Origin of the sequence: Geodermatophilus sabuli (genome assembly GCF_900215145.1) — a bacterium.
Lineage (GTDB): Bacteria > Actinomycetota > Actinomycetes > Mycobacteriales > Geodermatophilaceae > Geodermatophilus > Geodermatophilus sabuli.
Genome location: NZ_OBDO01000001.1, coordinates 134565 through 160952, shown reverse-complemented (window position 1 = coordinate 160952; position 26388 = coordinate 134565). Strand labels below are relative to the sequence as shown.

At 74.9% G+C, this 26388-nt stretch carries 32 protein-coding genes, 1 tRNA gene and 1 pseudogene; 20 read left to right on the top strand and 14 right to left on the bottom strand.

Features of this window, described 5'->3' with window-relative positions; genetic code table 11:
• Window positions 1-29: 29 nt before the first annotated feature.
• The 3 genes from CRP39_RS00860 to CRP39_RS00850 all read left to right on the top strand — a co-directional run bounded on the left by CRP39_RS00860 (window position 30) and on the right by CRP39_RS00850 (window position 1888).
• Window positions 30-863 (top strand): alpha/beta fold hydrolase, encoded by an 834-nt coding sequence (locus tag CRP39_RS00860; protein WP_097203563.1) that lies wholly within the window; start codon window positions 30-32, stop codon window positions 861-863.
• A gap of 62 nt (window positions 864-925) precedes the next feature.
• A complete protein-coding gene (locus tag CRP39_RS00855; RefSeq protein WP_097203562.1) occupies window positions 926-1585 on the top strand; it encodes a pyridoxamine 5'-phosphate oxidase family protein in 660 nt (219 codons plus the stop codon).
• Window positions 1586-1660: 75 nt separating this feature from the next.
• Entirely contained in the window at window positions 1661-1888 is a 228-nt protein-coding gene (locus CRP39_RS00850) for a hypothetical protein (RefSeq protein WP_172442206.1), read from the top strand.
• A gap of 48 nt (window positions 1889-1936) precedes the next feature.
• On the opposite strand, the gene CRP39_RS27925 is transcribed toward CRP39_RS00850, so the two are convergent.
• Window positions 1937-2071 (bottom strand): hypothetical protein, encoded by a 135-nt coding sequence (locus tag CRP39_RS27925; RefSeq protein ID WP_260179363.1) that lies wholly within the window; start codon window positions 2069-2071, stop codon window positions 1937-1939.
• A 33-nt stretch (window positions 2072-2104) separates the two neighbouring features.
• Here CRP39_RS27925 and CRP39_RS27920 point away from each other — a divergent pair.
• The 7 genes and pseudogenes from CRP39_RS27920 to CRP39_RS00815 all read left to right on the top strand — a co-directional run.
• A pseudogene (locus CRP39_RS27920) lies at window positions 2105-2611 on the top strand (SDR family NAD(P)-dependent oxidoreductase); the annotation flags it as partial.
• 124 nt (window positions 2612-2735) lie between these two features.
• Window positions 2736-3020 (top strand): SDR family oxidoreductase, encoded by a 285-nt coding sequence (locus CRP39_RS27915; RefSeq protein ID WP_260179364.1) that lies wholly within the window; start codon window positions 2736-2738, stop codon window positions 3018-3020.
• Between the two features lie 135 nt (window positions 3021-3155).
• Window positions 3156-3347, top strand: a complete 192-nt coding sequence (locus CRP39_RS00835; protein WP_097203559.1) for a hypothetical protein — start codon at window positions 3156-3158, stop codon at window positions 3345-3347.
• Window positions 3348-3399: 52 nt separating this feature from the next.
• The gene (locus CRP39_RS00830; RefSeq protein ID WP_097203557.1) at window positions 3400-4743 is read left to right on the top strand and encodes an MFS transporter; all 1344 of its coding nucleotides are present in this window, start codon (window positions 3400-3402) and stop codon (window positions 4741-4743) included.
• A 49-nt stretch (window positions 4744-4792) separates the two neighbouring features.
• Window positions 4793-5377 (top strand): winged helix-turn-helix domain-containing protein, encoded by a 585-nt coding sequence (locus CRP39_RS00825; protein ID WP_216359561.1) that lies wholly within the window; start codon window positions 4793-4795, stop codon window positions 5375-5377.
• A complete protein-coding gene (locus CRP39_RS00820) occupies window positions 5374-6735 on the top strand; it encodes an MFS transporter (RefSeq protein ID WP_172442203.1) in 1362 nt (453 codons plus the stop codon). The genes CRP39_RS00825 and CRP39_RS00820 overlap by 4 nt, the downstream gene beginning before the upstream one ends.
• Window positions 6723-7841, top strand: coding sequence for an NAD-dependent epimerase/dehydratase family protein (locus CRP39_RS00815; RefSeq protein ID WP_097203554.1), 1119 nt, complete (start codon window positions 6723-6725; stop codon window positions 7839-7841). Before CRP39_RS00820 ends, CRP39_RS00815 begins: the two co-directional genes overlap by 13 nt.
• Here the strand turns inward: CRP39_RS00815 and CRP39_RS00810 are convergent.
• Entirely contained in the window at window positions 7838-8533 is a 696-nt protein-coding gene (locus CRP39_RS00810) for a PaaI family thioesterase (RefSeq protein ID WP_143426501.1), read from the bottom strand. The two genes, CRP39_RS00815 and CRP39_RS00810, sit on opposite strands and share 4 nt — an antisense overlap.
• A complete protein-coding gene (locus CRP39_RS00805; RefSeq protein WP_097203551.1) occupies window positions 8526-9680 on the bottom strand; it encodes an acyl-CoA dehydrogenase family protein in 1155 nt (384 codons plus the stop codon). Before CRP39_RS00805 ends, CRP39_RS00810 begins: the two co-directional genes overlap by 8 nt.
• A 175-nt stretch (window positions 9681-9855) precedes the next feature.
• Here CRP39_RS00805 and CRP39_RS26550 point away from each other — a divergent pair, with 175 nt between their 5' ends.
• Both CRP39_RS26550 and CRP39_RS00790 read left to right on the top strand, forming a co-directional pair.
• On the top strand, window positions 9856-10359 hold the full coding sequence (locus CRP39_RS26550) for an STAS domain-containing protein (protein WP_172442200.1): 504 nt from the start codon (window positions 9856-9858) through the stop codon (window positions 10357-10359).
• 228 nt (window positions 10360-10587) lie between these two features.
• Entirely contained in the window at window positions 10588-11169 is a 582-nt protein-coding gene (locus CRP39_RS00790) for a histidine phosphatase family protein (RefSeq protein ID WP_097203548.1), read from the top strand.
• Window positions 11170-11377: 208 nt separating this feature from the next.
• Here CRP39_RS00790 and CRP39_RS00785 read toward each other — a convergent pair whose 3' ends face one another.
• The gene (locus CRP39_RS00785) at window positions 11378-12490 is read right to left on the bottom strand and encodes an EAL domain-containing protein (protein ID WP_097203546.1); all 1113 of its coding nucleotides are present in this window, start codon (window positions 12488-12490) and stop codon (window positions 11378-11380) included.
• 125 nt (window positions 12491-12615) lie between these two features.
• Between CRP39_RS00785 and CRP39_RS00780 the strand changes: the two genes are divergently transcribed.
• Window positions 12616-13239, top strand: a complete 624-nt coding sequence (locus CRP39_RS00780; RefSeq protein WP_097203545.1) for a TetR/AcrR family transcriptional regulator — start codon at window positions 12616-12618, stop codon at window positions 13237-13239.
• A gap of 24 nt (window positions 13240-13263) precedes the next feature.
• On the opposite strand, the gene CRP39_RS00775 is transcribed toward CRP39_RS00780, so the two are convergent.
• Window positions 13264-13494, bottom strand: a complete 231-nt coding sequence (locus CRP39_RS00775; RefSeq protein ID WP_097205003.1) for a DUF3618 domain-containing protein — start codon at window positions 13492-13494, stop codon at window positions 13264-13266.
• Between the two features lie 118 nt (window positions 13495-13612).
• Here CRP39_RS00775 and CRP39_RS00770 point away from each other — a divergent pair.
• Window positions 13613-13693 (top strand) — tRNA-Leu (locus CRP39_RS00770).
• Between the two features lie 113 nt (window positions 13694-13806).
• Here CRP39_RS00770 and CRP39_RS00765 read toward each other — a convergent pair.
• Window positions 13807-15783 (bottom strand): putative bifunctional diguanylate cyclase/phosphodiesterase, encoded by a 1977-nt coding sequence (locus CRP39_RS00765; RefSeq protein ID WP_097203543.1) that lies wholly within the window; start codon window positions 15781-15783, stop codon window positions 13807-13809.
• 200 nt (window positions 15784-15983) lie between these two features.
• Here CRP39_RS00765 and CRP39_RS00760 point away from each other — a divergent pair, with 200 nt between their 5' ends.
• From CRP39_RS00760 to CRP39_RS00750, 3 genes are all read left to right on the top strand, one after another.
• A complete protein-coding gene (locus tag CRP39_RS00760) occupies window positions 15984-16169 on the top strand; it encodes a hypothetical protein (protein WP_143426499.1) in 186 nt (61 codons plus the stop codon).
• Window positions 16170-16239: 70 nt separating this feature from the next.
• Complete coding sequence (locus CRP39_RS00755; protein ID WP_216359560.1) at window positions 16240-18288, top strand: glycosyltransferase; 2049 nt, start codon at window positions 16240-16242, stop codon at window positions 18286-18288.
• A complete protein-coding gene (locus CRP39_RS00750; protein WP_097203537.1) occupies window positions 18285-18863 on the top strand; it encodes a hypothetical protein in 579 nt (192 codons plus the stop codon). The genes CRP39_RS00755 and CRP39_RS00750 overlap by 4 nt, the downstream gene beginning before the upstream one ends.
• A 14-nt stretch (window positions 18864-18877) precedes the next feature.
• Here the strand turns inward: CRP39_RS00750 and rdgB are convergent, their stop codons facing one another.
• The gene (rdgB, locus tag CRP39_RS00745) at window positions 18878-19489 is read right to left on the bottom strand and encodes an RdgB/HAM1 family non-canonical purine NTP pyrophosphatase (protein ID WP_097203536.1); all 612 of its coding nucleotides are present in this window, start codon (window positions 19487-19489) and stop codon (window positions 18878-18880) included.
• Window positions 19486-20241, bottom strand: coding sequence for a ribonuclease PH (gene rph / locus CRP39_RS00740; protein ID WP_097203534.1), 756 nt, complete (start codon window positions 20239-20241; stop codon window positions 19486-19488). The genes rdgB and rph overlap by 4 nt, the downstream gene beginning before the upstream one ends.
• A 59-nt stretch (window positions 20242-20300) precedes the next feature.
• On the opposite strand from rph, the gene CRP39_RS00735 reads away from it, so the two are divergent.
• Together CRP39_RS00735 and bcp are read left to right on the top strand one after the other, a co-directional pair.
• The gene (locus tag CRP39_RS00735) at window positions 20301-20705 is read left to right on the top strand and encodes a YjbQ family protein (protein WP_172442197.1); all 405 of its coding nucleotides are present in this window, start codon (window positions 20301-20303) and stop codon (window positions 20703-20705) included.
• 61 nt (window positions 20706-20766) lie between these two features.
• Window positions 20767-21267 (top strand): thioredoxin-dependent thiol peroxidase, encoded by a 501-nt coding sequence (gene bcp, locus CRP39_RS00730; protein WP_097203533.1) that lies wholly within the window; start codon window positions 20767-20769, stop codon window positions 21265-21267.
• Window positions 21268-21566: 299 nt separating this feature from the next.
• On the opposite strand, the gene CRP39_RS00725 is transcribed toward bcp, so the two are convergent.
• From CRP39_RS00725 to CRP39_RS00705, 5 genes are all read right to left on the bottom strand, one after another.
• Window positions 21567-22520: a DNA polymerase domain-containing protein gene (locus CRP39_RS00725; protein ID WP_097203531.1), complete on the bottom strand. Its 954-nt coding sequence runs from the start codon at window positions 22518-22520 to the stop codon at window positions 21567-21569.
• A gap of 190 nt (window positions 22521-22710) precedes the next feature.
• The gene (locus CRP39_RS00720; protein WP_097203530.1) at window positions 22711-23451 is read right to left on the bottom strand and encodes an MBL fold metallo-hydrolase; all 741 of its coding nucleotides are present in this window, start codon (window positions 23449-23451) and stop codon (window positions 22711-22713) included.
• Between the two features lie 72 nt (window positions 23452-23523).
• The gene (locus CRP39_RS00715; protein ID WP_097203528.1) at window positions 23524-24474 is read right to left on the bottom strand and encodes a PLP-dependent cysteine synthase family protein; all 951 of its coding nucleotides are present in this window, start codon (window positions 24472-24474) and stop codon (window positions 23524-23526) included.
• A 49-nt stretch (window positions 24475-24523) separates the two neighbouring features.
• Complete coding sequence (locus tag CRP39_RS00710) at window positions 24524-24802, bottom strand: ubiquitin-like small modifier protein 1 (protein WP_097203527.1); 279 nt, start codon at window positions 24800-24802, stop codon at window positions 24524-24526.
• A gap of 177 nt (window positions 24803-24979) precedes the next feature.
• Window positions 24980-25453: a M67 family metallopeptidase gene (locus tag CRP39_RS00705; RefSeq protein WP_097203525.1), complete on the bottom strand. Its 474-nt coding sequence runs from the start codon at window positions 25451-25453 to the stop codon at window positions 24980-24982.
• 83 nt (window positions 25454-25536) lie between these two features.
• On the opposite strand from CRP39_RS00705, the gene CRP39_RS00700 reads away from it, so the two are divergent.
• Entirely contained in the window at window positions 25537-25893 is a 357-nt protein-coding gene (locus CRP39_RS00700) for a hypothetical protein (RefSeq protein ID WP_097203524.1), read from the top strand.
• Here CRP39_RS00700 and CRP39_RS00695 read toward each other — a convergent pair.
• On the bottom strand, window positions 25832-26329 hold the full coding sequence (locus CRP39_RS00695; RefSeq protein ID WP_097203522.1) for a DUF2017 family protein: 498 nt from the start codon (window positions 26327-26329) through the stop codon (window positions 25832-25834). The two genes, CRP39_RS00700 and CRP39_RS00695, sit on opposite strands and share 62 nt — an antisense overlap.
• Window positions 26330-26388: the final 59 nt, after the last annotated feature.

The window sequence follows — 26388 nt, the reverse complement described above, 5'->3', positions numbered from 1 at the left end:
GCGTGCACCGGCGGGGGCAGGGTCGCGGGATGGACGGCTTCCGGCGCGACGGCATGGTGTTCGACGTCCGGGACGGCGGCCCGCCCGACGGGGAGCCGGTGGTGCTGCTGCACGGCTTCCCGCAAGACGCCACCGCCTGGGCCGCGTCCGCCGCCGGCCTGCACGCGGCGGGGCTGCGCACGCTCGCCCCCGACCAGCGCGGCTACTCCCCCAGCGCCCGCCCCACCGGCCGGTCGGCCTACCGGGTCCGCGAGCTGACCGCCGACGTGCTGGCCCTGCTCGACGAGGCGGGGCTGGACAGCGCGCACGTGGTCGGCCACGACTGGGGCGGCATCGTCGGGTGGGCGCTGGCCGCCTGGCACCCGGAGCGGGTGCGCACGCTGACCGCGCTGTCGGTGCCGCACCCCGCGGCGATGGTCAGGGCGATGCTCACCAGCGACCAGGCGCTGCGGTCGTACTACGTGGGCCTGTTCCAGCTGCCGTTCCTGCCCGAGCGGCTGCTGCTGGTCGGCGGTGGCGAGCCGCTGCGCCGGATGTTCCTGCGCAGCGACCTGCCGCGCGACGTCTGCGAGCACTACGTGGCCCGCATGCAGGAGCCGGGCGCGCTGTCGGCGGCGTTGGCCTGGTACCGGGCGCTGCCGCTGAGCGCCCACGAGACCATCGGCACGGTGCGGGTGCCGACGCTGCACCTGTGGAGCACCGGGGACGCCTTCCTCGGCCGCGCCGCCACCGAGGCCACCCGCGACTTCGTGGACGCGCCCTACCGGCTGGAGGTGTTGGAGGGCGTGCCCCACTGGATCCCCGAGCTCGCACCCGAGCGGGTCGCCGAGCTGGTGACCGAGCACGTCCGGGCCCACGGCTGACGGAGTGGCTCCGCGGCGGTGACGCCGACGGATCCACTGCGTCGGACGGCGAGGATGGGCGGGTGGACTACGCACCGAGCCCCCGCACCACGCCCACCCGCAACCCCGCCCGGGTGTCCTACGACCGCACCACCGCGCACGCCGTTCTCGACGAGGCCGTCGTCTGCCACGTCGGCTTCGTCGTCGACGGCCGGCCGGTGGTCCTCCCGCAGCTGCACGCGCGCGTCGACGACACCCTCTACCTGCACGGTTCCACGGGGGCCCGGGCGCTGCTGGCGGCCCGGGACGACGGCCTGGACGTCTGTGTCACCGTGACTCTGGTGGACGGGCTCGTGCTGGCGCGCTCGGCGTTCCACCACTCGGTCAACTACCGGTCGGTCGTCGTCCACGGGACCGCGCACGTCGTCACCGACCCCGCCGAGAAGTCCGCCGCGCTCGACGCGCTGGTCGACGCCGTCGTCCCCGGCCGGGCGGCGGGCACCCGCGCGCCGGACCGCAGGGAGCTGGCCGCGACGACGGTGCTGCGGCTGCCGCTGACCGAGGTGTCGGTCAAGGTCCGCAGCGGCCCGCCGAGCGACGACGCCGCCGACCTCGATGGACCGCACTGGGCCGGCGTCCTGCCGCTGACCACGGTGCCCGGCGCGCCGGTCCCGGCCCCGGACCTGGCCCCCGGCATCGGCGTCCCCGACCACGTCACCGGGTGGGGTCGATCGGGCAGCTGAGCACGTTCATGCGCCGCGACGCGGGGTAGGTCACAGAGGTCGGACATCGCACCTGACACACAGGAGGACGACGTCGTGACCACTTCCGAGACCGGCAACGTCACCGGCACCAAGGACAAGGACTACGACCTCATCTGGTTCATCGAGGCAAGCCTGAGCAACGCCCTGCGGCTGGAGACCTACATCCAGGACGCGGAGCGCGCGGGGGACTCGGAGCTCGCCGAGTTCTTCCGGAAGGCGCAGACCGAGAGCCGCAAGGGCGGTGAGCTGGGCAAGGCCCTGTTGAAGTCCCGCCTCGGCTGAGCACGCGGCGGGACCGCCGGGGTGGACGCCCACCCCGGCGGCTCGGCGTCAGCACGTCTCGCCGGCGCCGACGTAGGGGAACGGGCTGGTGAGCAGCGCCCCCTCGGCGAACCGGGAGAGCCGGAAGTCCGACCTCGGGACGTCGGCGTCGGAGTTCGTGCTGTCGACGACGAGGTCCGCCACCAGCCGGCCGACGGCGGGCGAGATCGTGGACCCGTGGCCGCCCGGTCGAGGCAGGCGTCCGACGAGTCCCGGCTCCGCGCGGAGTCACCCCTCCGGGACGACTCGAGGGAGGGACCCGTGGGGCGGTTCGACGGGAAGGTCGCGTTCATCACCGGGGCGGCGCGCGGTCAGGGCCGCAGCCACGCGGTGCGGCTGGCCGGCGAGGGCGCGGACGTGATCGCCGTCGACCGGTGCGCGCCGATCGACACGGTGGCCTACGACCTGGCCTCGGCCGAGGACCTCGCCGAGACGGCGCGGCTGGTCGCCCAGCTGGGCCGGCAGGTGGTGACCGCGCAGGTCGACGTCCGGGACGCCGACGGCCTGCGGACGGCGGTGCGGAACGGGGTGGCCGAGCTCGGGCGACTCGACGTCGTGCTCGCCAACGCCGGCATCGGCCTGATGTCGCCGGACGCCGCCCCCACCGAGGCCTTCCGCGACCAGCTCGACGTCAACCTGGTCGGGGTGTGGAACACCGTGCAGGCGACTGCGCCGGTGCTCGTCGAGCAGGGTCGCGGCGGCGCCGTCGTCCTCACCAGCTCGGCGTTCGGGCTGACCCGGGCGCGGCGGCGACGGCTCCGGCGGCGGGGACGGCTACGTCGCGAGCAAGCACGGCGTCGTCGGGCTGATGCGGACGTGGGCGACCTGGCTGGCCCCCCACGGCATCCGGGTGAACTGCGTCAACCCCTCCGGGGTGGCGACGCCGATGGTGCTCAACCCCGCGGTCGAGGCGCTGTTCGGCGGAGGCGGCGACACCCCGGCCAAGCCGGCCGACGACGTCGCCAACCTGCTCGACGTCACCCTCGTCCAGCCGGAGGACGTCAGCGCCGCGGTCGCCTTCCTCGCCTCCGACGAGGCCCGCTACGTCACCGGGGTGGCGCTCCCGGTGGACGCCGGGATGCTCGTCCGCTGACGCCCCGGAGGGGCAGAAATGGCCATTTCCGCCTCACCTCCTGAGGCAGTTCCCACCTGCGGGCCACGTCGTCGCATGAACCACGGCTCCAGGGGGCACCCAGTGATCCCGACGGAGACAGCCCGGGAGGCCCCCGTGTCCGCAACCACCCGACGCCGCTGGCGCACCGCCGCCGCGGGCATCGCCATCACCGCAGCCTCGTTCACCACCGTCGCCTGCGGCAGCGACGTCGTCGACGACGACGTCCAGCAGAACGTGGAGGAGGGCGTCGACGACGTCGAGCGGGAGGTCGAGGACGCCACCGACGGCGAGGACAGCAACGGCTGAGCACACCGCCTCCCCCGCGTGACCGGGGACGCCGCGGGGTAGGGCGGGCGCGATGAGCACCGACGCGACCACCACCTCGGCGACCCGCGCCCAGCGCCTGGACCGGCTGCCGTTCACGCGCGAGCACGGCCGGCTCGTCGTCGGCTCCGGCCTCGGCTGGGCGCTGGACGCGATGGACGTCGGCCTCATCTCCTTCGTGATGGCCGCGCTCGCCGTCCAGTGGTCGCTGGACCCCACCGAGCTGTCCTGGATCGGCTCGATCGGCTTCGTCGGCATGGCGCTGGGTGCCACCCTCGGCGGGCTGCTCGCCGACCGGATCGGCCGCCGTCAGGTCTTCGCGCTCACCCTGCTGCTGTTCGGGCTGGCCACCGGGGCGGCCGCGCTGTCGTGGTCGGTCGGCGCGCTCCTGGTGTTCCGCTTCCTCATCGGCCTGGGCCTGGGCGCCGAGCTGCCGGTGGCCTCCACGCTGGTCAGCGAGTACGCGCCGGCGCGGGTCCGCGGCCGGGTGGTGGTGGCCCTGGAGGCGTTCTGGGCGGTCGGCTGGCTGCTCGCGGCGCTGATCGGCTACTTCGTCGTCCCCCGCAGCGACGCCGGCTGGCGGTGGGCGCTCGCGCTGGGCGCCGTCCCGGCGGTCTACGCCGTCGTCGTGCGCCGGGGGCTGCCGGAGTCGGTGCGCTTCCTGGAGCTACGGGGGCGGGTGGACGAGGCGGAGGCGGCGGTGCGCCGCTTCGAGTCCGCGGCCGGGGTGGCGCCGGTGCCGTCGACGACGCCCGCCCCGGCGACCCCGCCGGGCCCCGGGGCACTGTGGGCCCGCGGGACCCGCGGCCGGACGGCGGCGCTGTGGACGGTCTGGTTCGGCATCAACTTCGCCTACTACGGCGCCTTCATCTGGCTGCCCACGCTGCTGGTGGCCTCGGGGTTCTCGCTGGTCCGCTCCTTCGGCTTCACCCTGCTGATCACCCTGGCCCAGCTGCCCGGCTACGCCGCGGCCGCGGTGCTGATCGAGCGGTGGGGGCGCCGGCCGACCCTCGTGGTGTTCCTGCTCGGCTCGGCGGTGGGTGCCGGCCTGTTCGCGCTGGCCGACGGCGACACCGCGGTGCTGCTCACCGGCATGGTGCTGTCGTTCTTCAACCTGGGCGCCTGGGGCGCGGTGTACGCGGTGACGCCGGAGGTCTACCCGACCGCGCTGCGCGGCACCGGCGCCGGCGCCGCGGCCGGTTTCGGCCGGATCGCCTCGATCGCCGCGCCCCTGTGCGTGCCCCCGCTGCTCGACGCCGGTGGCAACGGCCTGGTGTTCGGCACGTTCGCGGCCTTCTTCGTGCTCGCCGCGCTGGGGTCGTGGGCGCTGCCGGAGCACCGCGGCCGGGCGCTGGAGGAGGTCGACGCCTCCGGCTGATGCAAAGGACTGTTTGCAAACTTTTCTTTGCAGATTAGCCTCGGGCATCGTGACCGAGGACCTGCCGTCGATCCCCGCCGTCGACGTCCGCGACCCGCGCACCCTCCGCGCGCTCGCCCACCCGCTGCGCGCGACCCTGCTCGGCCTGCTGCGCGCCGAGGGGCCGTCGACCGCCTCCAAGCTGGGCCAGCGCCTCGGGGAGAGCAGCGGCGCCACCAGCTACCACCTGCGCCAGCTGGCCTCGTTCGGCCTCGTCGAGGAGGTCCCCGGTGAGGGCACCGGCCGCGAGCGCTGGTGGCGGGCCCGGCACCGCAGCACCCGGTGGCACACCGAGGAGCTGGTCGACCAGCCCGGCGGCCGGGAGGTCGTCGACGAGCTCACCCACCGCTCGCTGAGCCAGCACCGCCGGCTGCTGGCCGCGCACGCCGAGCAGCGGGAGGAACTGGACGAGGTCGAGCGGGATGCCGCATCGCTCAACGACTGGGCCCTGCGCCTGTCCGCCGCCCGCGTCCGGGCGCTGGCCGACGAGCTGAACGCCGTCCTCGAGCGGTGGCGGGCCGAGGAGGAGGAACCCGACCAGCCGCTGGTGCACGTGCTCGTCGACCTGTTCCGGCTCCGCGAGTACCCGTCGTGAGCCGGGAGCCGTCGGTCCGGGGCGCCACCCGCCGCTACGTCGGCCTCACCGCGCTGCGCTGGTTGCCGATCGGACTGAGCACGCCGGTCACGGTGCTGCTGGCGTCCGCACGCGGCCTCTCCCCTGCCGACATCGGCGTGGTCGTGGCGGTCTACTCGGTGGTCACCCTGACACTGGAGCTGCCCACCGGCGGGCTGGCCGACGCCATCGGCCACCGACCGGTCCTGCTCCTCTCCGGGGTGTTCACCGTGGCCGGCCTGCTGACGACGGTGGTCGCCGACAGCGTGGCGCTGTTCGCCCTGGCCTGGGCGCTCACGGGGATGGGACGCGCACTGGACTCCGGGCCGCTGGAGGCCTGGTACGTCGACGCCGTCCGGACCGCCGACCCGGCGGCCGGCGTGACGCCGGGGCTGTCCCGGGCGGCCGCGGCCGACGGTGCCGGCCTGTGCCTGGGCGCCGTGCTCGGCGGCGCGCTGCCGCTGCTCGCCGAGCCGGGGAGCGGGGCGCTGACCGTGCCGCTGCTGGTCGCGGCGGCGCTGACCGCGTTCTCGCTGGCCGCCGTCGCGGTGCTCGTCGTCCCGGTGGGGGCGCCGCGGGTGGGCGGGACGGCGGCGCTGCGGGCCGCGCTGTGGGAGGTCCCGACGGTCGTCCGCGACACGTCCCGGCTGGTCGTCCGGGACCGGCTGCTCCGGCGACTTCTGGCCATCTCCGCGCTCACCGGCACCGTGCTGACCACCCTCGAACTGCTCGGCCCCCTGCACGTCGCCGACCTCGCCGGGGGCAGCACCGAGGGCTCGGCCGTCTTCGGCGTGGTCATGGCCGTCTCCTACGCCGCGGCCGGCGCGGGGGCGCTGCTGGCGCCGGCGGTCCGCCGGGCAGCCCGTGGCTCGGTGGCCGTGGCGAGCGTCGGGTTGGCCGCCGTCGGCGCCCTGGCCGTCGCCGCGGTGGCGGTGGCCGGGGAGGTCGTCCTGGTCGGGGTGGCGTTCGCGGTCTTCCACCTCGCGAATGCGGCCGGCTGGCCGCTGTGGAAGGACCTTCTGCACGGGCGGGTCGGCGCGGGGCAGCGGTCCACGACGCTGTCGGCCAGCTCGCTGGCGCTGATGATCGGCGGGCTCGGCGGCAGCCTGCTGGTCCCGCGACTGGCCGAGGCCGCCGGCGTGCCCGTCGGGTTCTGGGCGGCGGCGGGGGCGGCGCTGCTCATCGCGGTGGTGTCCGTGGGCCTGTGGACCCCGCGCGATCATGGCGCCGGAACCACCGGGAGGACGTCCCGAGTGGCCACGGCGCCATTGACGGGCGGGCCCGCTGCTCCCGGGTTCACGGGCCGTCCTGCGGGTAGCGGCCCTGCATGGCCAACCTGACCCGGGACCACCTCAAGGGCCTGACGGTCGCCGTCACCGGCGCCAGCGGCAACGTCGGCACGGCCCTGCTGCGGCGGCTCACCGCCCCGGGCAGCGGCGTGGCCGAGGTGCGCGGCCTGGCCCGTCGGCGGCCGCCGGACACCGCTCCCTACGACGGCGTCCGGTGGTTCCCGGCCGACCTCGGCGAGACCCGCAGCGAGCACGTCCTGACCCGGTTCCTCGAGGGCGCCGACGCGGTCGTGCACCTCGCCTGGGCGCTGCAGCCCGGCCGGCAACCGGACCGGCTGCACCGGGTGAACGTGGAGGGCACCCGGCGGGTGGCCCGGGCGGCCGCGGCCGCGGGGGTCGCCCACGTCGTGCACATGTCCTCACTCGGCGCCTACGCCGCCGGGTCCGGCGGGCAGAAGGTCACCGAGGACTGGCCGACCACCGGCATCCCGAGCTCCCAGTACAGCCGGGACAAGTCCGAGGCCGAGCGCGTGGTGCGCGAGGTCCTGGGCCGCCGCGCGGACACGACGCTGTCCGTCGTCCGGCCGACCCTGGTGCTGCAGCCGGAGGCCAGCAGCGAGATCGGGCGCTACTTCCTCGGTCCGCTGCTGTTCGGGGCCGCCCGACTGCTGCCGGGCGCGGTCGCGCGGCTGCTGCCCCTGCCGCTGCCGTCGGTGCACGTGTCCTTCGTCCACGCCGACGACGTCGCCGACGCCCTGGGCCGGGTGCTGGACCGCCGCGCCCCCGGCCCGTTCAACGTGGCCGCCGAGCCGGTCATGGACGCCGACGCCATCGCCCGCGCGCTCGGCTCCGTGCGGGTGCCGGTGCCGGCCGTCGTCCTGCGGACGGCGCTGTCGGCGGCGTTCCACGCCCGCGTGGTGCCCACCGAGCCCGGCTGGCTGGACCTCGGGACGCAGGCGCCCGCGCTGGACACCACCCGCGCCCGCAAGCTGCTGGACTGGGCACCGTTCCACAAGGGCGACGACGTGCTCACCCAGTTCGTGGCCGCGCTCGGCCGCGGCGAGGGGGCCCCGGGTCCGCTGCTGCGCCCGGCCGCGGGCCCGGAGCGGGACCCGGCCGGCGATCCCGCCAACGCCCCGGGCCCGCGCGCCAACTAGTCCCCCGGGGCGGACCGGTCGTCGCGGGCGGTCCAGGCGCCGATGGACCGGCCGGTCGCGGCGAAGACACCGGCCGCCCGCTCGGGGCGCAGGGCGACGAACAGACCCTCCGCCTCGGCCAGCACCGTGCCGGGGTCGTCCTCGGCGACGAGCCGGGCGGTCGCCGGCGTGCGCCTGCCGTCTGCCTCGCCGGCCTCCGCCGACACCCGCAGCGGGACGCCGAGCGGCACGGGGCGGCGGTAGCGCACCGTCAGCGTCGCGGTCAGCCCGCCGCGCCCGGCGGCGCGCACGGCCCGGGCCAGGACGTGGTCGAGCAGCGTGGCGACCACCCCGCCGTGCACCAGGCCCGGCGGACCCTCGTGCGCCTTGCCGACGGTGACCCGGCCGGTGGCCCGGCCGTCCGGGGTGTCGGTCGCCTCCAGCGGCGGCGCGACCGGGCTGCCCGGGCCGTAGACCGGGCTGTACCAGCGCTCCCCCAGCTCGGGGTCGTCGACGGAGGCCACCTCGTGCAGCTCCCGGCTCCGGGACCGCAGCCGGGCGGTGAGCTGCCGCGCGGCGTCGGTGACGGCGGTGAGCTCCTCGGCCGGCACCTCGGTGCGGACGGCGGCGTCGACCAGGTCCCGCAGCGCCCTCCCGAGCTCCCCCACCACCTCCCGCCGGGCCTCCCGGTCGGTCGTCGGCAGCTCAGCCACGGGGCATGCCGGCGGCGCGGAGCAGCCCGCCACCGATGATCACCCGCTGCACCTCGCTGGTGCCCTCGTACAGCCGGTACAGCCGGGCGTCGCGGTAGAAGCGCTCGACCGGGGTGGTGCGCAGGTAGCCCAGGCCGCCGTGCACCTGCACCGCCCGGTCGACGGCACGGCCGACCATCTCGGTGCAGAAGAGCTTGGCCGACGACGGCCCCGTCGAGGTGTCCTCACCGGTGTCGTAGCGGGCGGCGACGTCACGCACCATGGCCCGGCCGGCGAGCAGCTCCGCGTGCATGTCGGCGAGGTGGGCCTGCACCAGCTGGAACCGCCCGATCGGCGCCCCGCCCTGCCTGGCGGTGGCCGCGTAGGCCACCGACTCGTCCAGCACCCGCTGCGCCATACCGACGCAGAGGGCGGCGATGTGCAGCCGGCCGCGGGAGAGCACGGTCAGCGCCTTGGCGTAGCCGCGGCCCTCCTCGCCGACCAGCGCGCCGGCGGGCACCCGGACGTCGTCGAAGAAGACCTCGGCGGTCCACGCGCCGGACTGGCCCATCTTCTTGTCGTGCGGGCCGACGGTGACCCCCGGCGTCCGTGCGTCGACGACGAAGCTGGAGATCCCGCGCCCGCCCTTCTCGGCGGGGTCGGAGCGGGCGAAGACGACGAACAGGTCGGCCAGCGGGGCGTTGGTGATGTACCTCTTGCTCCCGTTGAGGACCCACTGGTCGCCGTCCCGCCGGGCGCTGGTGCGCAGGCCCGCGGGGTCGGAGCCGGCCTCGGCCTCGGTGAGGGCGAAGGAGCCGATCAGGTCCCCGGCGGCCAGCCCGGGCAGGTACGCCCGCTTCTGCTCGTCGCTGCCGAACCGCGCGATCACCTGCCCGGCGATGCCGTTGTTGGTCCCGAACAGCGACCGGAACGCCGGGGTCGTGTAGCCGAACTCGAAGGCCAGCTCCACGTCCTCGGCCATGGTGACGCCCAGGCCGCCGTGCTCCTCGGGCAGCGCGTACCCGAACAGGCCCATCTCGGTGATCCTCGCCCGGAGCTCGTCGGGGATGCGGTCCTCGTCCTCGATCCGCTCCTCGAGCGGCATCACGACGTCCCGCACCAGCTGCCGGACGGCGTCCCTGACCTGGCTGAAGTCCTCGGCGTCCACACCGCCATGCTCCCGCGCGCGGCTGCGGTTCGACTCGGCGGGTCATGCCCGACACGCCAGAGCGCAGCGCACTCGATCCACCACTCGCTGTTGTGGCTGTCGGCGGTCGGAACTACGGTCGACGGCAGCCGTTCGAACCCGTGACGGTCACTGCACCACCCCCACCGGAGTGCCCGTGGCGCACCTGCAAGTCGCCCTCGTCCCCGCCCCCGACCAGGTCGTCGTCCGGATCACCGGCGACGCGGACGCCACCACCGTCGGCCGGCTCACCGACGCCCTGCAGCAGGCCGCCGGTCTCGGCACGGGGAGGGTGGTGGTCGACGTCGCCGGCACCCGGTTCGGGGACTGCTCGGGGCTGCACGCCCTGACCGTGTTCACCGACGCGCTGGCCCCGGCCGGCCGGCAGTGCCGCGTGGTCGGCGCGCCCGCGGTCACCCGGCAGCTCGTGCGGTCGGCGGGCCTGGCCGACCGGCTGGAGCTCGACGGCCCGCTGGGCGGGGAGGACCGGGTGCGCACGGGGGCGCCCGGCCTGCCCGACCCGCTGCCGTCGGCCGAGTCGGCCGAGCCGGCCGCCGGCCGTCGTGCCGTCGTCCGCCGCCAGGTGCGGTCGGGTCGACGGTCGGAGGACCGGCCGGCCCGGCGGCGGGCTCGACAGGGCGCCGTGCGCCGCTGGCGCTGATCCCCCTGCACCGGCACGCCGGGGCCGGGCAGCTGCATGGCCCCGTAGCCGAGCCGGTGGACGGGGAGGTCCCCGCCGAGGGCGGAGGTGTCAGAGGGGGTGACCGTGGTCATGGATCCTCCCGGGGTCGGGAACGCGCGGCCGGGTGCCGTCGGCGCTCTCGCCCGCGCCAGCGAGGACGACCGGGGTTGCTCTCCCGGGATGTGACCGCCGAGACAGGAGGCCCGCATGGGCGAGATCGTGGTGCTCCGGCACGGGCAGACGGAGTGGAGCCTCAGCGGACAGCACACCGGGGTGACCGACCTCCCGCTGCTCCCCGAGGGTGAGGAGCAGGCCCGGCGGCTGGCCGACCAGCTCGGGCACCGGCCGTTCGCCGAGGTGTGGGTCAGCCCGCGGCAGCGGGCGCGGCGGACCGCGGAGCTGGTCGGACTCACCCCCACCGGCACCGACGAGGACCTCGTCGAGCTCGACTACGGCGCGTACGAGGGCCGGACGACGGCGGAGATCAGCGAGGAACTCGGCCGCGAGTGGTCGATCTGGGTGGACGGCGCGATCGCCGGCGACACCCCGGGCGAGACCCTCGACGACGTCGGCGTCCGGGTGGACCGGGTGCTGCAGCGGGCGCGGGCGGTGCTGGACGACGGCGACGTCGCGCTGGTCGCGCACGGCCACGTGCTGCGGGTGCTGGCTGCGCGCTGGCTCGGCCTGGAGCCGGCAGCCGGCCGCCTGTTCGCCCTGCCGGCGGGCTCCTACGGGGTCCTCGGGCACGAGCACCGCCGCCCGGTGCTCACGGGCTGGGGTCTGCACTGACCGTGCCGGGCACCCGGTGCTTCCCGACCCGCGCCGCCGCGTCCGTCATCCCCCCGCCGCGGAGGCGTCGTCCAGGGATGTGAACGCAGGTGCGGCGGCGCGCGGGCGCGCTCCGGGAGCAGGGTCCTTCGGACTGCCCGGAACACGTCGTCGGGCCCGCGCGCACCGATCCGGCCACGGGCACGCTGCGAGAGTGGTCAGCCGACGATCACCGCGGGGACACACCGGCGACCGGCCCGTCCGTGGCGGTCGGCCCGTCCTCTGCCGCGGGCGGCGGGACCGGGCGCCCGAACAGCCAGCCCTGGCCCAGGTCGGCCCCCAGGGCGGCCACCTCCTCGGCGACCTGGTCGGTCTCCACGCCCTCGGCGACGACCTGCGCACCCAGCCGGTGGGCCAGGTCGGCCACCGAGCGCACCATCGTCCGGGCACCGTCGTCGGGCAACGCCTGCACCAGGGCCCTGCCGAGCTTGACGACGTCGGGGCGCACGGTGACCAACAGGGAGCGGCTCGACCAGCCGGCCGCGACGTCGTCCAGGGCGACCCGCCAGCCCAGCGAGCGGTAGTGCTCGAGCACCGAGAGCAGGTGGCCACGGTCGGCGACGGCCGAGACCTCCCCCACCTCGACGACCAGCCGGGCGGGCTCGATCCCCGCCTCGTGCAGCGCGTCCTCGGTGGAGGCCAGGCTGGCCTGCGGGCGGATGACCGAGGCGGGATCGGAGTTGACGAACAGGTCGGCGTGACCCAGCCAGGGAGCCGCTCCGAGGATGGCCGACTCCCGGCCGATCCGGTCCAGCCGCGGCAGCCAGTCGGCGGACTCCGCGACGAAGAACAGGTCCTCACCGCCGACCTCCCGGCCGTCGACCAGGCCACGCAGCAGGGCCTCGTGGGCGACGACCGACCGGTCGGACAGGCGGACGATCGGCTGGTAGACCGACCACAGCTCGGCCTCGGCGAGCACGCCGATCTCGGCGGTCACGCCGCGGCGGGCCAGCTCCACGGCGAGCGTGGGCGCGCTCAGCAGCCGAGCGGCCAACGCGGGCTCCTGCGCCGGGGGGTCGGTCGCCACCCGCACGTGCTCGGCCTCGGCGGTGGTCAGCTCGCGGGCGAGCCGCCGGAACAGGCGGTCGATGCCCCGGCCGCCGTCGTCGTCGGTGAGGTCCAGGAGGTCCGGCCCGCCGGAGACCTCCAGCCCGGCCGCCCGCGCGGCGCGGGCCACCTCCGCCAGCAGGTCCCCGTCCGTGCCGCCGAGCAGCACGCGGCCGGCGTGGCCGGGGACGTGCCAGTACTCCCGGCGCCGGAACCCGCCCCTGGTGCTCGCCACGCCAGCAGGATGACCGAGCCGACGCGTCGGCACGGACAGGCGCGCGGGCACCCGGAACCGCTCCGAGCCCGAACACGTTGCATGCCTGTCGGCCGTCGTCAACTTGAATGTCTAAGGTCAGCACCATGGTCGCAGCTCAGATGACGGATCCGCCACGGTCCACCCGGGGTGGACGCCCTCGTGACCCGAGCCGGGACGAGGTGATCCGGGCGGCGATCCTGCGACTCCTGGCCGAGGTCGGCTACTCCGCGCTCACGATGGACGCCGTCGCCGCCGAGGCGGGCGTCGGCAAGGCGACGATCTACCGGCGCTGGCGGACCAAGCAGGACCTGGTGGTCGACACCATCGCCGACATGAGCCGGGTCATGGCCGTCCCGACCGACACCGGCACCATCGAGGGGGACCTGCGCGAGATCATGCACCTGGTGGCCGCGGCCACCACCAGCCCCGCCGGGGCCGCGATCCGCTCCCTGCTGCCGGCGATGCAACACCAGCCGGAGCTCGTGGCGGCGTTCCGCAACGGCCCGCTGGCGGTGTGGCGGGCCGCCTACGCGGCGATGTGGGCCCGCGCGGAGGCCCGGGGCGAGGTCCGCCCGGGGCTGGCGCAGTCGGTGGCCGCCGAGGCCACCAGCGCGCTGATCGTGCAGCGGTGGCTGCTCACCGGCGAGCCGGTGGACGACGAGTACGTGGAGCGGGTGCTGGACGTCGTCGTCCTGCCGCTGATCGCCAACGCGCGGCCGGAGGCCTGAGCCTCCGCCGCGCGCGGGGGCGGGTCAGTCGTTGCGGTGCCGGACCTTCTGGACGACGACGAGGCTGACCAGCAGGCCGAGCGCCCCGACGGCGGCGATGCCGGCCGGCGTCTGCAGGAAGGTCTGCACGGTGGCCTGCCCCTTGGCCTTCAGGCGCTGCGGGCTGCTCCGGTAGACCAGCTGGTCCAGGGTGGCCGCAAGCGACTCACGGGCGGCGTCGATCTCCAGCTGGATCTGTCGAGGGTCGCGAGGCACGGGCGACAGCCTGCCAGACGCGGCGCGGTCCAGCGCGTTCCCGTCGGTCGGGGCACCCGCACGGGCGATCCGGAGGCGGGGCGGCGCCCCCACCGCCGCCTCTAGACTCACCGTCCGAGCGGGAGTGGTGTAACGGCAGCCACGCCAGACTTAGGATCTGGTGCCTTCGGGCGTGGGGGTTCGACTCCCCCCTCCCGCACGCGCAACGATCGTCGGGCCGTCCCGGTGGCTTCCGCCCGTGATCGGCCTCGACGAGCACGGCCGGCCGGCACCGCCCCTCGCGGCGGACGAGACCGCCACCGGGCGCGGCGCTCAGACGCCGACCCTCGCCCGGTCGAACCAGGCCTCCAGCAGCTCGGCCGGCATCGGCCGGCACAGCAGGTGGCCCTGCGCCACGTCGCAGCCCAGGCGGGCCAGCAGGTCCCAGGTCTCGCGGTCCTCGACGCCCTCGGCCACGGTCGTGAGCCCGAGGTTGCGGGCCAGCTCCACGACCGAGCGCACGATGAGCGCGTTGCTGCGGTGGACGGTCACGTCGGTGACCAGCGAACGGTCCACCTTCAGCTGGTGCACCGGCAGGTCCTTGAGGTGGGCCAGCGAGGTGTACCCGGCCCCGAAGTCGTCGATGGAGAGGGTCACGCCCACCTCGGCGAGCCGGGTGAGGATGGCGCGGGCCCGGGCGGGGTCGGCCATGATCGCGCTCTCCGTCACCTCCAGCTCCAGGAACCAGGCCGGCACGTCGTGGCGGGCGAGCAGCTCCAGCACGTCGTCCACGAAGCGCTCGTCGAGCAGGTTGCGGGCCGAGATGTTGACCGCCACCCGCAACGTCCGCCCGGTCGTCCGCCAGCGGGCGCACTGCGCCAGCGCCGCATCGACGACGTAGCGGGTCAACGGCCGGATCAGCGGCGTCCGCTCGGCCAGCGGGATGAACTCGGCCGGCGCGACGAGACCGCGCTCCGGGTGCTGCCAGCGCACCAGCGCCTCCACCCCGCACACCTCCTCGCCGGACAGGGTGGCCTTGGGCTGGAAGTGCAGGACCAGCTCCCGGCCGTCGATCGCGCGCCGCAGCTCGCCGAGCAGCCCCAGCCGCTCCGGGCTGTGCACGTTGAGCCCGTCGTCGTAGACGCAGACGCCCAGGCCGCGGTCCTTGGCAGAGTACATGGCGATGTCGGCGCTCTGCAGCAGCGTCTGGACGTCGGTCCCGTGCACGCCGGACAGCGCGATGCCGATGCTCGCGTCGACGTCCAGGGAGACGCCGTCGGCGTCGATGGGCGCCTCCATGGCGGCCAGCGCGCGGGCCGCCAGGTCCAGGGCGGCCTCGGGCCCGTCCACGCTGGGCAGCAGGATCGCGAACTCGTCGCCACCGAGCCGGGCCACGGTGTCCGTCGACCGCAGCGTCTCCCGCAGTCGGGTGGCGACGGCCTGCAGCACGAGGTCGCCGTAGGCGTGGCCGAGGGTGTCGTTGATCTCCTTGAACCGGTCCAGGTCGATGAGCATCAGCGCGGCCGGCGCCGTCCCCGGGGCGAGGGCCTCGAGGGCCGCGTCGCCGCGCTGGCGCAGCAGCGTCCGGTTGGGCAGCCCGGTGAGGGCGTCGTGCAGCGCCTGCTGTCGGTTCCGCTCGGCCTGCGCGACGGTCGCGCGACGGCTCCGGGTGAGCACCGCGGTGAACCAGCCGACCAGGCCCAGCCCGAGGCCGAAGACGACCGGCGTCGCGACGACGAGCAGCCGCTGGGAGTCGCCCATCGCGTCCAGCGACCGGCTGGCGTCGGCCCAGTGCTCGCGGGCCTCGCCCTTGACCACGGTCTCCAGCGCGTCGTAGTAGGGGTCGACGAACTCCTCTTCGAACGCCTCGGCGATGGCGGGGTTCTCCGCGGCCGCGGCGATCAGGGCGTCCACCGCCGCGCCGTAGCTGTCGAGGCGCTGCAGCCACCCGGCCACCCGCTGCTCGTGGCCGGTGCCCTCCACCACGCCCAGCTCCTCCAGAGCGTGCCGCGTGGCCGCTCGCGTGGCCTCGTACTCCGCGCGCAGCTCGTCGTCGGGCGCCAGCGCCAGCTCGTCGGCGAGGTCCTCCATCTGCAGGAGACGCTGCTCGGCCTCCTCGGACCACTCCGACACCGCCGCGCTCTGCTCGGCCTTCTGTGCGGCCCGGGCGTTGGCCACCGCGGCGACCACCGAGAAGACGGTGAGCACGAGCAGCACGGCGACCAGGCCCGCGGTTGCAGCGTGCGTGGACAGCCTCCGGCCGCCCGCCCGGCGTCCCGCCCGGACGGATCCCTCGGTGCGGTTGCTCATCTGCTGGTCCCCCACGGTCCGGCGCCCGCGGTCTGCGGGTGCGCGAGGGAGGGATCGGCTCCAGGAGGACCGACCGTGAGCCTGGGAACGGTGACCTCACCCGAGGGAGGGGAACACCTCCGGGCGACGGCCGTCCCCCGATCGGGTCGTCGTCGACCGGAGCGCTCCGCCGCACGGCCCTGCGTGCCGACGTGGTCCCCGTGTCCCTCGTCGCCTCCGCCGCCGGCCCCCGCCACCTCGCTCCCGACGCCGACGACGTCGCCCGCGTCGCCACCACCCCCGGCCGGGAACGGCACGCCACCCTCGACGACGACCGCGGTGAGTACGACCCCCGGGTGGACGGCGACCTCCTCGACTGGCTCGGGTTCGCGCCGGCCGCCGACTGAGTCACCCGTCCGGGTGACGGCCGGGGTGCCCCCGTTCGACCCGGGCGCCCGGACTGCCGACTCCAACGCCGTGACGCTTTTCTCCGCGCAGCCGGCGACCTCCGGCCGGACGGCACCCGGCGCGGTCCTGCCGCCGCCCGAGCGCCGCCTGGGCGACGTGCTCGTCGAGCAGGGCGTGCTCACCGGGACCCAGCTCCACGACGCCCTCCGCCAGCACGAACGGATCGGCGAGCCCCTGGGCGCGGTGCTGCTCGCTCGCGGCCTGGTGACCCGCCGCCAGCTGTACGTGGCCCTCGCCGACGTGTGGGGCGCGGACATGGCGTTCGTCGACCCGGTGGAGGTCGATCCCGACCTGGCCCGGCTGTTCCCCTCCGCGATGCTCGCCCGCGAGGTGTGGGTGCCGCTGCAGGTGGAGCAGGACGGCGAGGGCGAGCTGCAGGTCGTCGTCGCCACGGCCGGCCGCCCGTCGGCGCACATCGCGCAGGAGGTCGTGCAGCGCACCGGCATCCAGCGGGTGCGCCAGGTGGTCACCACCGACTGGGACGTGCAGCGGGCGCTGCGCACCGTGTGGCGCGACGAACTGGTGCACGACGCGGTGCGGTCGCTGGCCGAGCGGCGCCCTGACGAGTCGGCCTCGAAGGTCTTCGTCTGGCCGCAGGTCGCGCTGGGGATCACCGTCGCCGTCGGCACCCTCGTCTGCGCGGCCCTGTGGTTCTCCACGACGATGCTGGTGCTGGTCGCGACGGTGAACGTCGCCGTCGCCCTCGCCGTCGGCACGAAGGCGCTGATCAGCACTGTGGGCACCGCCTACGAGACCGTCGAGCAGGTGACCGACGCCGAGGTCGCGGCCCTCCAGGACACCGAACTGCCCCGGTACACGATCCTCGTGCCGGTCTACAAGGAGGCCGGCATCGTCGGCCTGCTCATGCGCAACCTCGCCGCGCTGGACTACCCGCGGGAGAAGCTGGAGATCCTGCTCCTGCTGGAGGAGGACGACCCCGAGACGCTCAGCGCCGCCCTGGCCGCCGCCCCGCCGGACCTCGTCCGCATCATCGTCGTGCCGCACTCGCTGCCCAAGACCAAGCCACGGGCCTGCAACGTCGGTCTGGCCTTCGCCCGGGGCGAGTTCGTCGTCATCTACGACGCCGAGGACCGCCCCGACCCCGACCAGCTGAAGAAGTCGCTGATCGCCTTCCGCAAGGGCGGCGAGGACCTGGTGTGCGTCCAGGCGGCGCTGAACTACTTCAACGCCCGGGAGAACCTGCTCACCCGCATGTTCACCCTCGAGTACTCCTCGTGGTTCGACTACACCTTGGCCGGCCTGGACAAGCTGCGGCTGCCGATCCCGCTGGGCGGCACGAGCAACCACTTCCGCACCGACCTGCTCCGACAGCTCGGTGGCTGGGACCCGTACAACGTCACCGAGGACGCCGACCTGGGCATCCGGGCCTCGGCCCGCGGGCACCGCGTCGCGGTCGTCAACTCGACGACCTACGAAGAGGCCAACATGGCCGTCGGCAACTGGATCCGGCAGCGCAGCCGCTGGATCAAGGGCTACATGCAGACGGTGCTGGTGCACACCCGGCACCCGGTCGCGCTGATCCGGACCGTCGGGCTGCGCCAGGCGGCGGGCTTCGGGCTGCTCATCGGCGGCACGCCGCTGATGTTCCTGGCCACCCCGTGGCTGTACGCGCTGTTCCTCGCCGACCTGCTGGCGCCCGGCGTGATCGTGCCGGACCTGCCCGAGTGGCTGACCCTGGTCAGCCTGGCGAACCTGCTGTTCGGCAACGGCGTGATCATCTACCTGTCCCTGCTGGCCGGCTTCAAGCGGCGCAGCTACGGCCTGGTGCCCTTCGCGCTGCTGTCGCCCCTGTACTGGCTGCTGCACTCCATCGCGTCCTACAAGGCCGCCTGGCAGCTGCTGACCAAGCCCTTCTACTGGGAGAAGACCCAGCACGGCCTGTCCGCCCACGTCCAGGGGCCGGGCGCACCCGCTGCCGGGGCCGAGCGGTCGGCACGGTCGGAGACGCCGGTGTCCGTGGACGTCGGCCGCCACGCCACCACCGACGTCCACGGCCGCCTGGCCTGGACCGACATCGCACCGGAGGTGCAGTCGTGACCACGATCCAGCTGCCGGTCGCCGGCCGGCCGGCGACCGCCTGGGCGGTGCGCCCGCCGCGCGTCGACCTGCGCCGGGTCTTCCTCGCCTGCGGCGCCGTGCTGGCCGCGGAGATCCCGCTGATGCTCGTCATGGGCAACTCGTGGGACGAGGCCATGCTCCCCGGCTACGCGATCCTCATGGTGACCTTCGGTGCGGTCTTCTGCTTCGCCGCGGTGACCGTGGCCGGCTTCACCGCCGGCGCCGCCGCCGCCGGCCTCCTGGTGCTCGGCGTCGCCGACCTGTTGCCGGTCCTCGGCGGAGCGGCCGTGCTCGCGCTCGTCTGCGGGGTCGCCCCGGGCTGGGCGCGGGTCGAGGCGTGGCAGGCCGCCCGCTCGGTCGCGTTGACCGCCGGGGAAGAGGCCGGGGTGGCCCGCACCGCGCTGCCGCTCACCGGCCGGCACCGGATGAAGGGACCGCGCCAGCGCCTCACCTGGCGGCTGGACCGGGCGTTCGCCGCCTTCCTGGTGCTCGCCTTCCCCCCGTCGATCGCCGCCTTCTCGCTGTGGTTCGTCGGGTGGGTCGCCCTGCGGTGACGCCGGCCGGCCGGTCAGGCCGGTCGCAGCAGCTCGGCGACCAGCGGCACCAGAGCCGAGAAGGCCTGACCGCGGTGACTGCGGGCGTCCTTCTCCGCCGGGGCCAGCTCGGCCGCGGTGACGTCGAGCCCGTCGGGCTGGAACACCGGGTCGTAGCCGAAGCCGTTGCCGCCCCGCTTCTCCCGCACCACGCGGCCGCGCCAGGAGCGCTCGAGCACCCGCTCGGCACCGCCCGGCGTCACGACGGCGGCCGCGCAGACGAACGCCCCGCCGCGCCGGTCGTCGGGGACGTCGGCCAGCTGGCCCAGCAGCAGCGCGGTGTTGGCGTCGTCGTCCCCGTGCCGGCCCGACCAGCGGGCGCTCAGCACGCCGGGCATGCCGTTGAGCGCGTCCACGGTCAACCCGGAGTCGTCGGCCACCGCGGCCAACCCGGTGTACCGCACCGCCTCCCGCGCCTTGAGCAGCGCGTTCTCCGCGAAGGTGGCTCCGGTCTCGGGGGCCTCGGGGTACTTCTCGACGTCCTGCAGGCCGATCACCTCCACCCCGGGGACGGCGGACCGCAGCAGCCGTTGCAGCTCGGCCAGCTTGCCCGGGTTGCGGGTGGCCAGCAGCAGCCGCGAGCTCATCGCGCACCGGCCGGCCGGTCCAGCGCCTCGGTCTGGAGCCGGCTGAGCTCCGCGCAGCCCGCGACCGCGAGGTCCAGCAGGGCGTCCAGCGTCGTCCGGTCGAAGACGCCGTTCTCCGCGGTCCCCTGCACCTCGACGAAGCTGCCGTTCCCGGTGCAGACGACGTTCATGTCGGTGCCGGCGCGCACGTCCTCCTCGTAGGCGAGGTCCAGCCGCGGCTGCCCGTCGATCACACCGACGCTCACCGCGGCCACGGACTGCACGATCGCCCGCGGCCGGGCCAACTTCTTCCGGGCGCCGAGCCAGGAGACGGCGTCGGCGAGCGCCACGTAGGCACCGGTGATCGCCGCAGTGCGGGTCCCGCCGTCGGCCTGGAGGACGTCGCAGTCGATGGCGATGCTGTTCTCCCCCAGCGCGGCGAGGTCGATCGAGGCGCGCAGGGACCGCCCGATCAGCCGGCTGATCTCGTGCGTGCGCCCGCCGATGCGGCCCTTGACCGACTCCCGGTCGCTGCGGGTGTGCGTGGCGCGCGGCAGCATCGAGTACTCCGCAGTCACCCAGCCCAGGCCCGACCCCTTGCGCCAGCGCGGCACGCCCTCGGTCACGCTCGCCGCGCACAGCACGCGGGTGCGGCCGAACTCGACGAGCACCGAGCCCTCGGCGTGGTCGAGCCAGTTGCGGGTGATCGTCACGGGGCGGAGCTGGTCGGCCGCCCGGCCGTCGTCGCGGGTCTTCCCGGGTGTCGCCGTCACGGGGGCCGACAGTAGTGCGCGCCGGGCGACGGCCCATCGGGCCGGGCAGGATCGCGGCCATGCGATCGGAGCTGCGAGCCGTCCGTACCGGCGGGATCCCCACCGTCGTCGACCTCACCGACGAGTGCGCGGAGTTTGTCCGCACCGAGACCGACGGCCTGCTGCACGTGTTCGTGCCGCACGCGACCGCCGGGGTGGCGGTCATCGAGACGGGGTCGGGCAGCGAGGAGGACCTGCTGGCCCAGCTCGACGTCCTCCTCCCCCGGGACGACCGCTGGCGGCACCGGCACGGCAGCCCCGGGCACGGCCGCGACCACGTGCTGCCGGCGTTCGTCCCCCCGCACGCCAGCGTCCCGGTGCTGGACGGCCGCCTGCAGCTGGGCACCTGGCAGCGGATCTGCTTCGTCGACACCAACACCGACAACCCGCAGCGACACGTGCGGTTCTCGTTCCTCCCCGGCTGACCCCGGCCCGCGGGGTGCGCCCCGTAGAGGGCCGTCGGCGGCGCACGGCAGGATGCCGGACATGACCGACACCGACAGCAGCACCGACACGGCCCCCGTCCGCCTGGCCCCCGGCGACCCGGCGCCGGAGTTCACGCTGCCCGACGCGGACGGCGCCCCGGTCTCCCTCACCGACCACCGCGGACGCCGCGTGATCGTCTACTGCTACCCGGCCGCGCTCACGCCGGGGTGCACCACCCAGGCGGTCGACTTCACCGCCGCCGCCGGCGAACTCGCCGAGGCGGGGCTGGACATCATCGGCATCTCCCCCGACCCGCCGGAGAAGCTGCTGCGGTTCCGCGAGGAGGAGGGGCTGGGCATCACCCTCGTCTCCGACGTCGACAAGGAGGTCCTGCGGGCCTACGGCGCGTTCGGGCCGAAGAAGCTCTACGGCAAGGAGGTCATCGGCGTGATCCGCTCGACCTTCATCGTGGACGCCGAGGGCCGCATCGAGAAGGCGTCGTACAACGTCAAGGCCACCGGACACGTGGCCAAGCTCCGCCGGGAGCTCGGCCTGGGCTGACACGGCCTCCCTGCAGGGGTCCACCGCGAGCGTGCGAGTGGGGGCGGGGAGGTCCTTCCTCACGCCCGCCACGTGCCCGGGCGGGCTGGCACGCCGGACCGCACGGGTAGCCCGGCTCCCAGGGGAAGGAGCCGTCCCGGTGTGACCAGGTCAGCTGGGCGTCCTCCTGGTCGAGCCAGGCGATGGTCTGCGGGGCGGTCGTCATGCCCGGCAGACTGACGCCGCGGCCGGGCGTCACGCCGGCGCCGGCGCCGGCTCCTGTGGACGGCGGCGTCCCCTGTGGAGGGTGCGCCGAACCGTCAGTCCCCCTCCTCCTCGCGGCGGGCGCGGGCCCGCCGGCGGCCCTCGTGCATCGCCTGCACCCGCGCCACCGGGATGGTGTGCCCCTCGGCCACCAGGTCGGCCGGGAGCTCCTGCGGATCCGGCAGCAGCGCCGCCCACGGATCGCCGTTCCCCAGGCGCTCCCCCGCCGTCCGGATGGTGACGTCACCCGGACGCATCGCCGGGAGGTCCGCCCATGACACCGGCGCCGACACCGGCAGCCCCGGCCGCACCCGCGGGCTGTAGGCGGCGACGATCGTCGACGAGTAGGACCGCGTGGAGTCCAGGAACACCCGGTCGTGCCGGTCCGCCTTGATGTACGCGGTCGTCGCGAGGTCGGGGTCGAGCCGCTCGGCCCGCACCGCCAGCGCGCGGGTGGCGGCCGCGGCGTCGTCGGCGCGGACACCGCGCACCGGCACCACGACGTGCACCCCCTTGGAACCGCTGGTCTTCACCGCGCCGGCCAGTCCGGCGTCGGCCAGGGCCTGCCGCACCAACTCCGCCGCCCGCACCACCACCTCGAACCCGGCGCCCTCCGGCGGGTCCAGGTCCAGCACGATCCCCGTCGGCTCCTCCGCCCCGGCCGGGACGAACGGGACGTGGAACTCCACCGCGCGCTGGTTGGCCAGCCACAGCAGGGTGCGGCGGTCGTCGCAGAGCACCTGGTGCACCTCGCGGTGCGCGCCCTGGGACCAGACCGGGACGGTGCGCACCCAGTCGGGCGCCCCCTTGGCCACGTTGCGCTGCATGAACGGCTGCTGGCCCGGCCGCACCCGCTTCACCGACAACGGACGGCCGGCCAGCAGCGGCACGAGCCGGTCGGCGAACGCGTCGAGGTGGTCGACGAGGTCGCCCTTGGTCACCTGGAGCCCGTCACCCAGCGGTGCGTCCAGGCTGGTCAGCCGGATGCCGTCCCGTTCGTCGTCCACCACCGGCCCACCGTGCCCGGCCGCGCACGACCCGGCAAGGGGAGGTCCTGGCTCCGCTCCGCGCGTCCTGGCTCCCCGCAGCCCATGAGCCAGGACGCAGCACGATCAGCCCAGCTGATCGTGCTGCGACAGCGGCCCCCTGCAGCGGCCCGCCGTGGGCTCGCGGCGCGGTGGCAGGCCAGGGGATGTCCCCTCAGACCTCGTAGGTGGCGCCGGGCTGGACGAGCTCGCTCGCCGGGAAGACCGCGCGCGCGTCGGCCAGCTGCGCCGCCCGCTCGATCCAGGACGGCACGTGGGTGAGCAGCAGCCGACCGACCCCCGCCGCGGCGGCGTGCTCACCGGCCTCCCGGCCGCTGAGGTGCAGGGCCGGTGGCAGGCCGGGGACGTCGGGGTGCGCGGCCTCGGCCAGCAGGACGTCGGCACTGCGGGCCAGGTCCACGACGGCATCGCTGGCCCCGGTGTCCCCGGTGTAGACCAGCGAGCGGCCGCCGGCCGTGAGCCGGATCGCGTAGCACTCGACAGGGTGTGCGGTCCGGGCGAGCTCGGCGGTGAACGGCCCCAGCTCGAGGGTGCCGGCGCCGACCGGGACGAAGTCGAAGACGTCGGTCAGCCCCTCGCCGTCCGCGTCGTAGGCCAGGGCCAGCCGGCGCTCGGCCCCGACCGGGGCGTACATCGGCACCAACTGCCGGGTGGAGCGCCCGGAGTAGCGGTGCCAGACGACGAAGGGGGCGACGTCGAGGCAGTGGTCGGCGTGCAGGTGTGACAGGAACACCGCGTCGACGGTGGCCGGGTCGGCCAGCCCCTGCAGGGCCCCGAAGGAACCGTTGCCGAGGTCGACGAGCAGCCGGAAGCCGTCGTGCTCGACGAGGTAGCAGGACGCGGGCGACTCCGGGCCCGGGCCGCTGCCCGAGCAGCCGACGATGGTGAGCCTCACGCGGTCCCCCGCGGGCGGTCGGCTGTCCCAAGCACGCAGGTCAGGCTAGCGGGCAGCGGGACGTGCCCGCGCTCACGCCCAGAGCTGCCCCTCCAGCGCGGAGGTCGCCTCCTCCAGGGTGCCGGCGTAGGCGCCGGTCGACAGGTACTTCCAGCCGCCGTCGCACACGATGAAGACGATGTCGGCCCTGCGCCCGGCCGCCACCTCCTTGTCCGCGATGCCCAGCGCCGCGTGCAGGATGGCGCCGGTGGAGATGCCGGCGAAGATGCCCTCCTGCTCGACCAGCTGACGGGTCCGGCGGACGGCGTCCTGCGGCCCGACGCTGAACCGGGAGTCGAGCAGCTCCGGGTCGTAGAGCTCCGGGACGAAGCCCTCGTCGATGTTGCGCAGGCCGTAGACCAGCTCGCCGTAGCGTGGCTCCGCCGCGATGACCCGCACCTCGGGCTTCTTCTCGCGCAGGTAGCGCGAGACCCCCATGAGGGTGCCGGTGGTGCCGAGCCCCGCGACGAAGTGGGTGATCGAGGGCAGGTCGGCCAGGATCTCCGGGCCGGTGCCGGTGTAGTGCGCCTCGGCGTTGGCCGGGTTGCCGTACTGGTACAGCATCACCCAGTCGGCGTGCTCGGCCGCCAGCCCCTTGGCGACGGCGACCGCCTGGTTGGAGCCGCCGGCCGCCGGGGAGCTGATGATCTGCGCGCCGTACATCTCCAGCAGCTGACGCCGCTCGATCGAGGTGTTCTCCGGCATCACGCAGATCAGCCGGTACCCCCGCTGGCGGGCGACCATGGCCAGCGAGATGCCGGTGTTGCCGCTGGTCGGCTCGAGGATGGTGTCGCCCGGCTTGAGCTTCCCCTCCTTCTCGGCCGCCTCGATCATCGAGATGGCCGCGCGGTCCTTGATGGACCCGGTGGGGTTGTGGTCCTCCAGCTTGGCCCACAGCCGGACGTCGGGGGACGGCGACAGGTTCGGCAGCCCCACCAGCGGGGTGTTGCCGAGCGAGTCGACGAGTGAGGCGAAGCGGGCCATCGGGGTGCTCTTCCGGGAGACGGGTGGCGGGCGGCAGCTGAGCGGGTGCTCAGCAGCCGCCGGCGACCGCCGGGAGGATCGTGACCGAGTCGCCGTCCTTGACCTGGGTGTCGAGCGCGCCGGTGAAGCGGACGTCCTCGTCGTTGACGTAGACGTTCACGAAACGGTGCAGCTTGCCCTCCTCGGTGACGAGGCGGTTCTTCAGGCCCGGGTGCTTGGCGTCGAGGTCGTCGACGAGCGCGCCCAGGGTGTCGCCGGAGCCCTCGACGGTCTTGTTGCCGCCGGTGTGGGTGCGCAGGATGGTCGGGATCCGGACCTCGATGGCCATGGCGTGCTGTTCTCCTCGGGGTGTGGGGGGTGTGCGGACCGGCGTGTGCCGCGGGTCGTGCATCTGGAGGGGCCAACGCCCGCTCGCCGCGGGGCATTCCTGGGACGGCCCCGTCGGCCCGGCCCCGTCCAGGGTCCCGCGCCGAGCGTGCGAGGCATGGGGGGACGGGGTGCCTTCTCAGTCGTAGACGACCGTCGTCGGCGAGTGGCCGAACAGGTAGGACTCGACGACCTCGACGTCCTCCTCGCTCACCTCGCCGTCGACGATGCGGAAGCTGCGGAACTCGACCTCGTCGCCGGTCAGGCCGGTCTGCTCGCCGTGGTGCCGCGTGGAGACGAGCACGTAGTGGGCGTTGGGCTCGGACGCGTAGCTGATGTCCGTCCGCGACGGGTAGGCCTCGGTGGCGGTGTGCGAGTGGTAGATGACCACCGGCTCCTCGTCCCGGTCGTCCATCTCCCGGTACAACCGCAGCAGGTCACCGGAGTCGAACTCGTAGAACGTGGGCGACCGCGCGGCGTTCAGCATCGGGATGAAGCGCTCGGGACGGTCGCTGCCCTCGGGGCCGGCGACGACGCCACAGGCCTCGTCCGGGTGGTCCTCCCGGGCGTGGGCCACGATGGCGTCGTAGGTCGCGCGGTCGATGCGCAGCACACCGCCCAGTCTAGGCGGCCGGTGCGAGCGCTCCCGATCGGGCCGGGGAACCGGCCCCCGGGCACCCGTTACGGTGCGCTCTCGTGGTCCTCTCGCTGCTCATCGCCGTCGGCGTCGTCCTGATCGCGCCACCGGCCCTGGCCCTCGGGTTCGGGGGCCTGCGGCGCCGCAGCGGCCACTACAGCAGCGACGTCGGCGCCGACCGGGCCTCGCTGGTCCTGCTGATCGGGATCCGGCTGCTCACCCTGCTGCTGGTCTTCGCGCTCTCCGCCGTCGTGCTGGTCTCCACGATCGGTGCGGCGATCCGCGACGTGGAGCTGCACGGGCTGGTCTACGTCTTCTTCGTGCTCGACGCGCTGCTGGTGGCGCTGGTGCTGCTCACCTTCGGCCGGCGCGACCGGCCACGAGCGCGTCGACGAGTGAACCCTGCAGGCCGGTGAGCCAGTAGTAGACGGCCAGCTGCTGGCCCTCCTCGGAGGCGAGGTCCTCCGGCGGTTCGGTGTCGGCCTCGATCCCGAGCCGGGTGCCCATCGCCAGGCGCAGGTCGTTGGTCGTGCGCAGCCAGGCCTGCGCCTGGTCGGGATCCAGCCGGACGGCGCCACCCTCGGGGGGCAGCGTGGCCCGCACCGTGGCCAGGTCGTCGGCCTTGCCCGACGCGAGACCGTCCCGGGTGAGCTCCCGGTACTCGTCGGCCACTTGCCGGTCGCCCCGGTGCCCCTCGGGGAACAACCGCGTCAGCACGGGGTCGGAACCGGCGTCGGCCGCGTCGGCGTCCAGCAGCTGCTCGAGCTGGTCGAGGAGAAGCCCGACGATGCTGACCTCGGCCTCGTTGAGCTGGGCCACGAGCGCGTCGCCGCGGCGGCGGAAGGGCTTCACGCGCCCTCCTCGCCGGCACTCGTCGATCCCGTGCGCCGGCCTGCCGTGCCCATCGGTGA

Excerpts from the sequence above, each read along its gene's own strand:
- bcp (WP_097203533.1), top strand. The coding sequence starts at position 20,767 with ATGACCGACACCGACAGCAGCACCGACACGGCCCCCGTCCGCCTGGCC.
- CRP39_RS00765 (WP_097203543.1), bottom strand. The coding sequence starts at position 15,783 with ATGAGCAACCGCACCGAGGGATCCGTCCGGGCGGGACGCCGGGCGGGC.
- CRP39_RS27915 (WP_260179364.1), top strand. The coding sequence starts at position 2,736 with ATGCGGACGTGGGCGACCTGGCTGGCCCCCCACGGCATCCGGGTGAAC.
- CRP39_RS00860 (WP_097203563.1), top strand. The coding sequence starts at position 30 with ATGGACGGCTTCCGGCGCGACGGCATGGTGTTCGACGTCCGGGACGGC.
- CRP39_RS00715 (WP_097203528.1), bottom strand. The coding sequence starts at position 24,474 with ATGGCCCGCTTCGCCTCACTCGTCGACTCGCTCGGCAACACCCCGCTG.
- CRP39_RS00815 (WP_097203554.1), top strand. The coding sequence starts at position 6,723 with ATGGCCAACCTGACCCGGGACCACCTCAAGGGCCTGACGGTCGCCGTC.
- CRP39_RS00830 (WP_097203557.1), top strand. The coding sequence starts at position 3,400 with ATGAGCACCGACGCGACCACCACCTCGGCGACCCGCGCCCAGCGCCTG.
- CRP39_RS00790 (WP_097203548.1), top strand. The coding sequence starts at position 10,588 with ATGGGCGAGATCGTGGTGCTCCGGCACGGGCAGACGGAGTGGAGCCTC.
- CRP39_RS00735 (WP_172442197.1), top strand. The coding sequence starts at position 20,301 with ATGCGATCGGAGCTGCGAGCCGTCCGTACCGGCGGGATCCCCACCGTC.
- CRP39_RS00710 (WP_097203527.1), bottom strand. The coding sequence starts at position 24,802 with ATGGCCATCGAGGTCCGGATCCCGACCATCCTGCGCACCCACACCGGC.
- CRP39_RS00780 (WP_097203545.1), top strand. The coding sequence starts at position 12,616 with ATGGTCGCAGCTCAGATGACGGATCCGCCACGGTCCACCCGGGGTGGA.
- rdgB (WP_097203536.1), bottom strand. The coding sequence starts at position 19,489 with ATGAGCTCGCGGCTGCTGCTGGCCACCCGCAACCCGGGCAAGCTGGCC.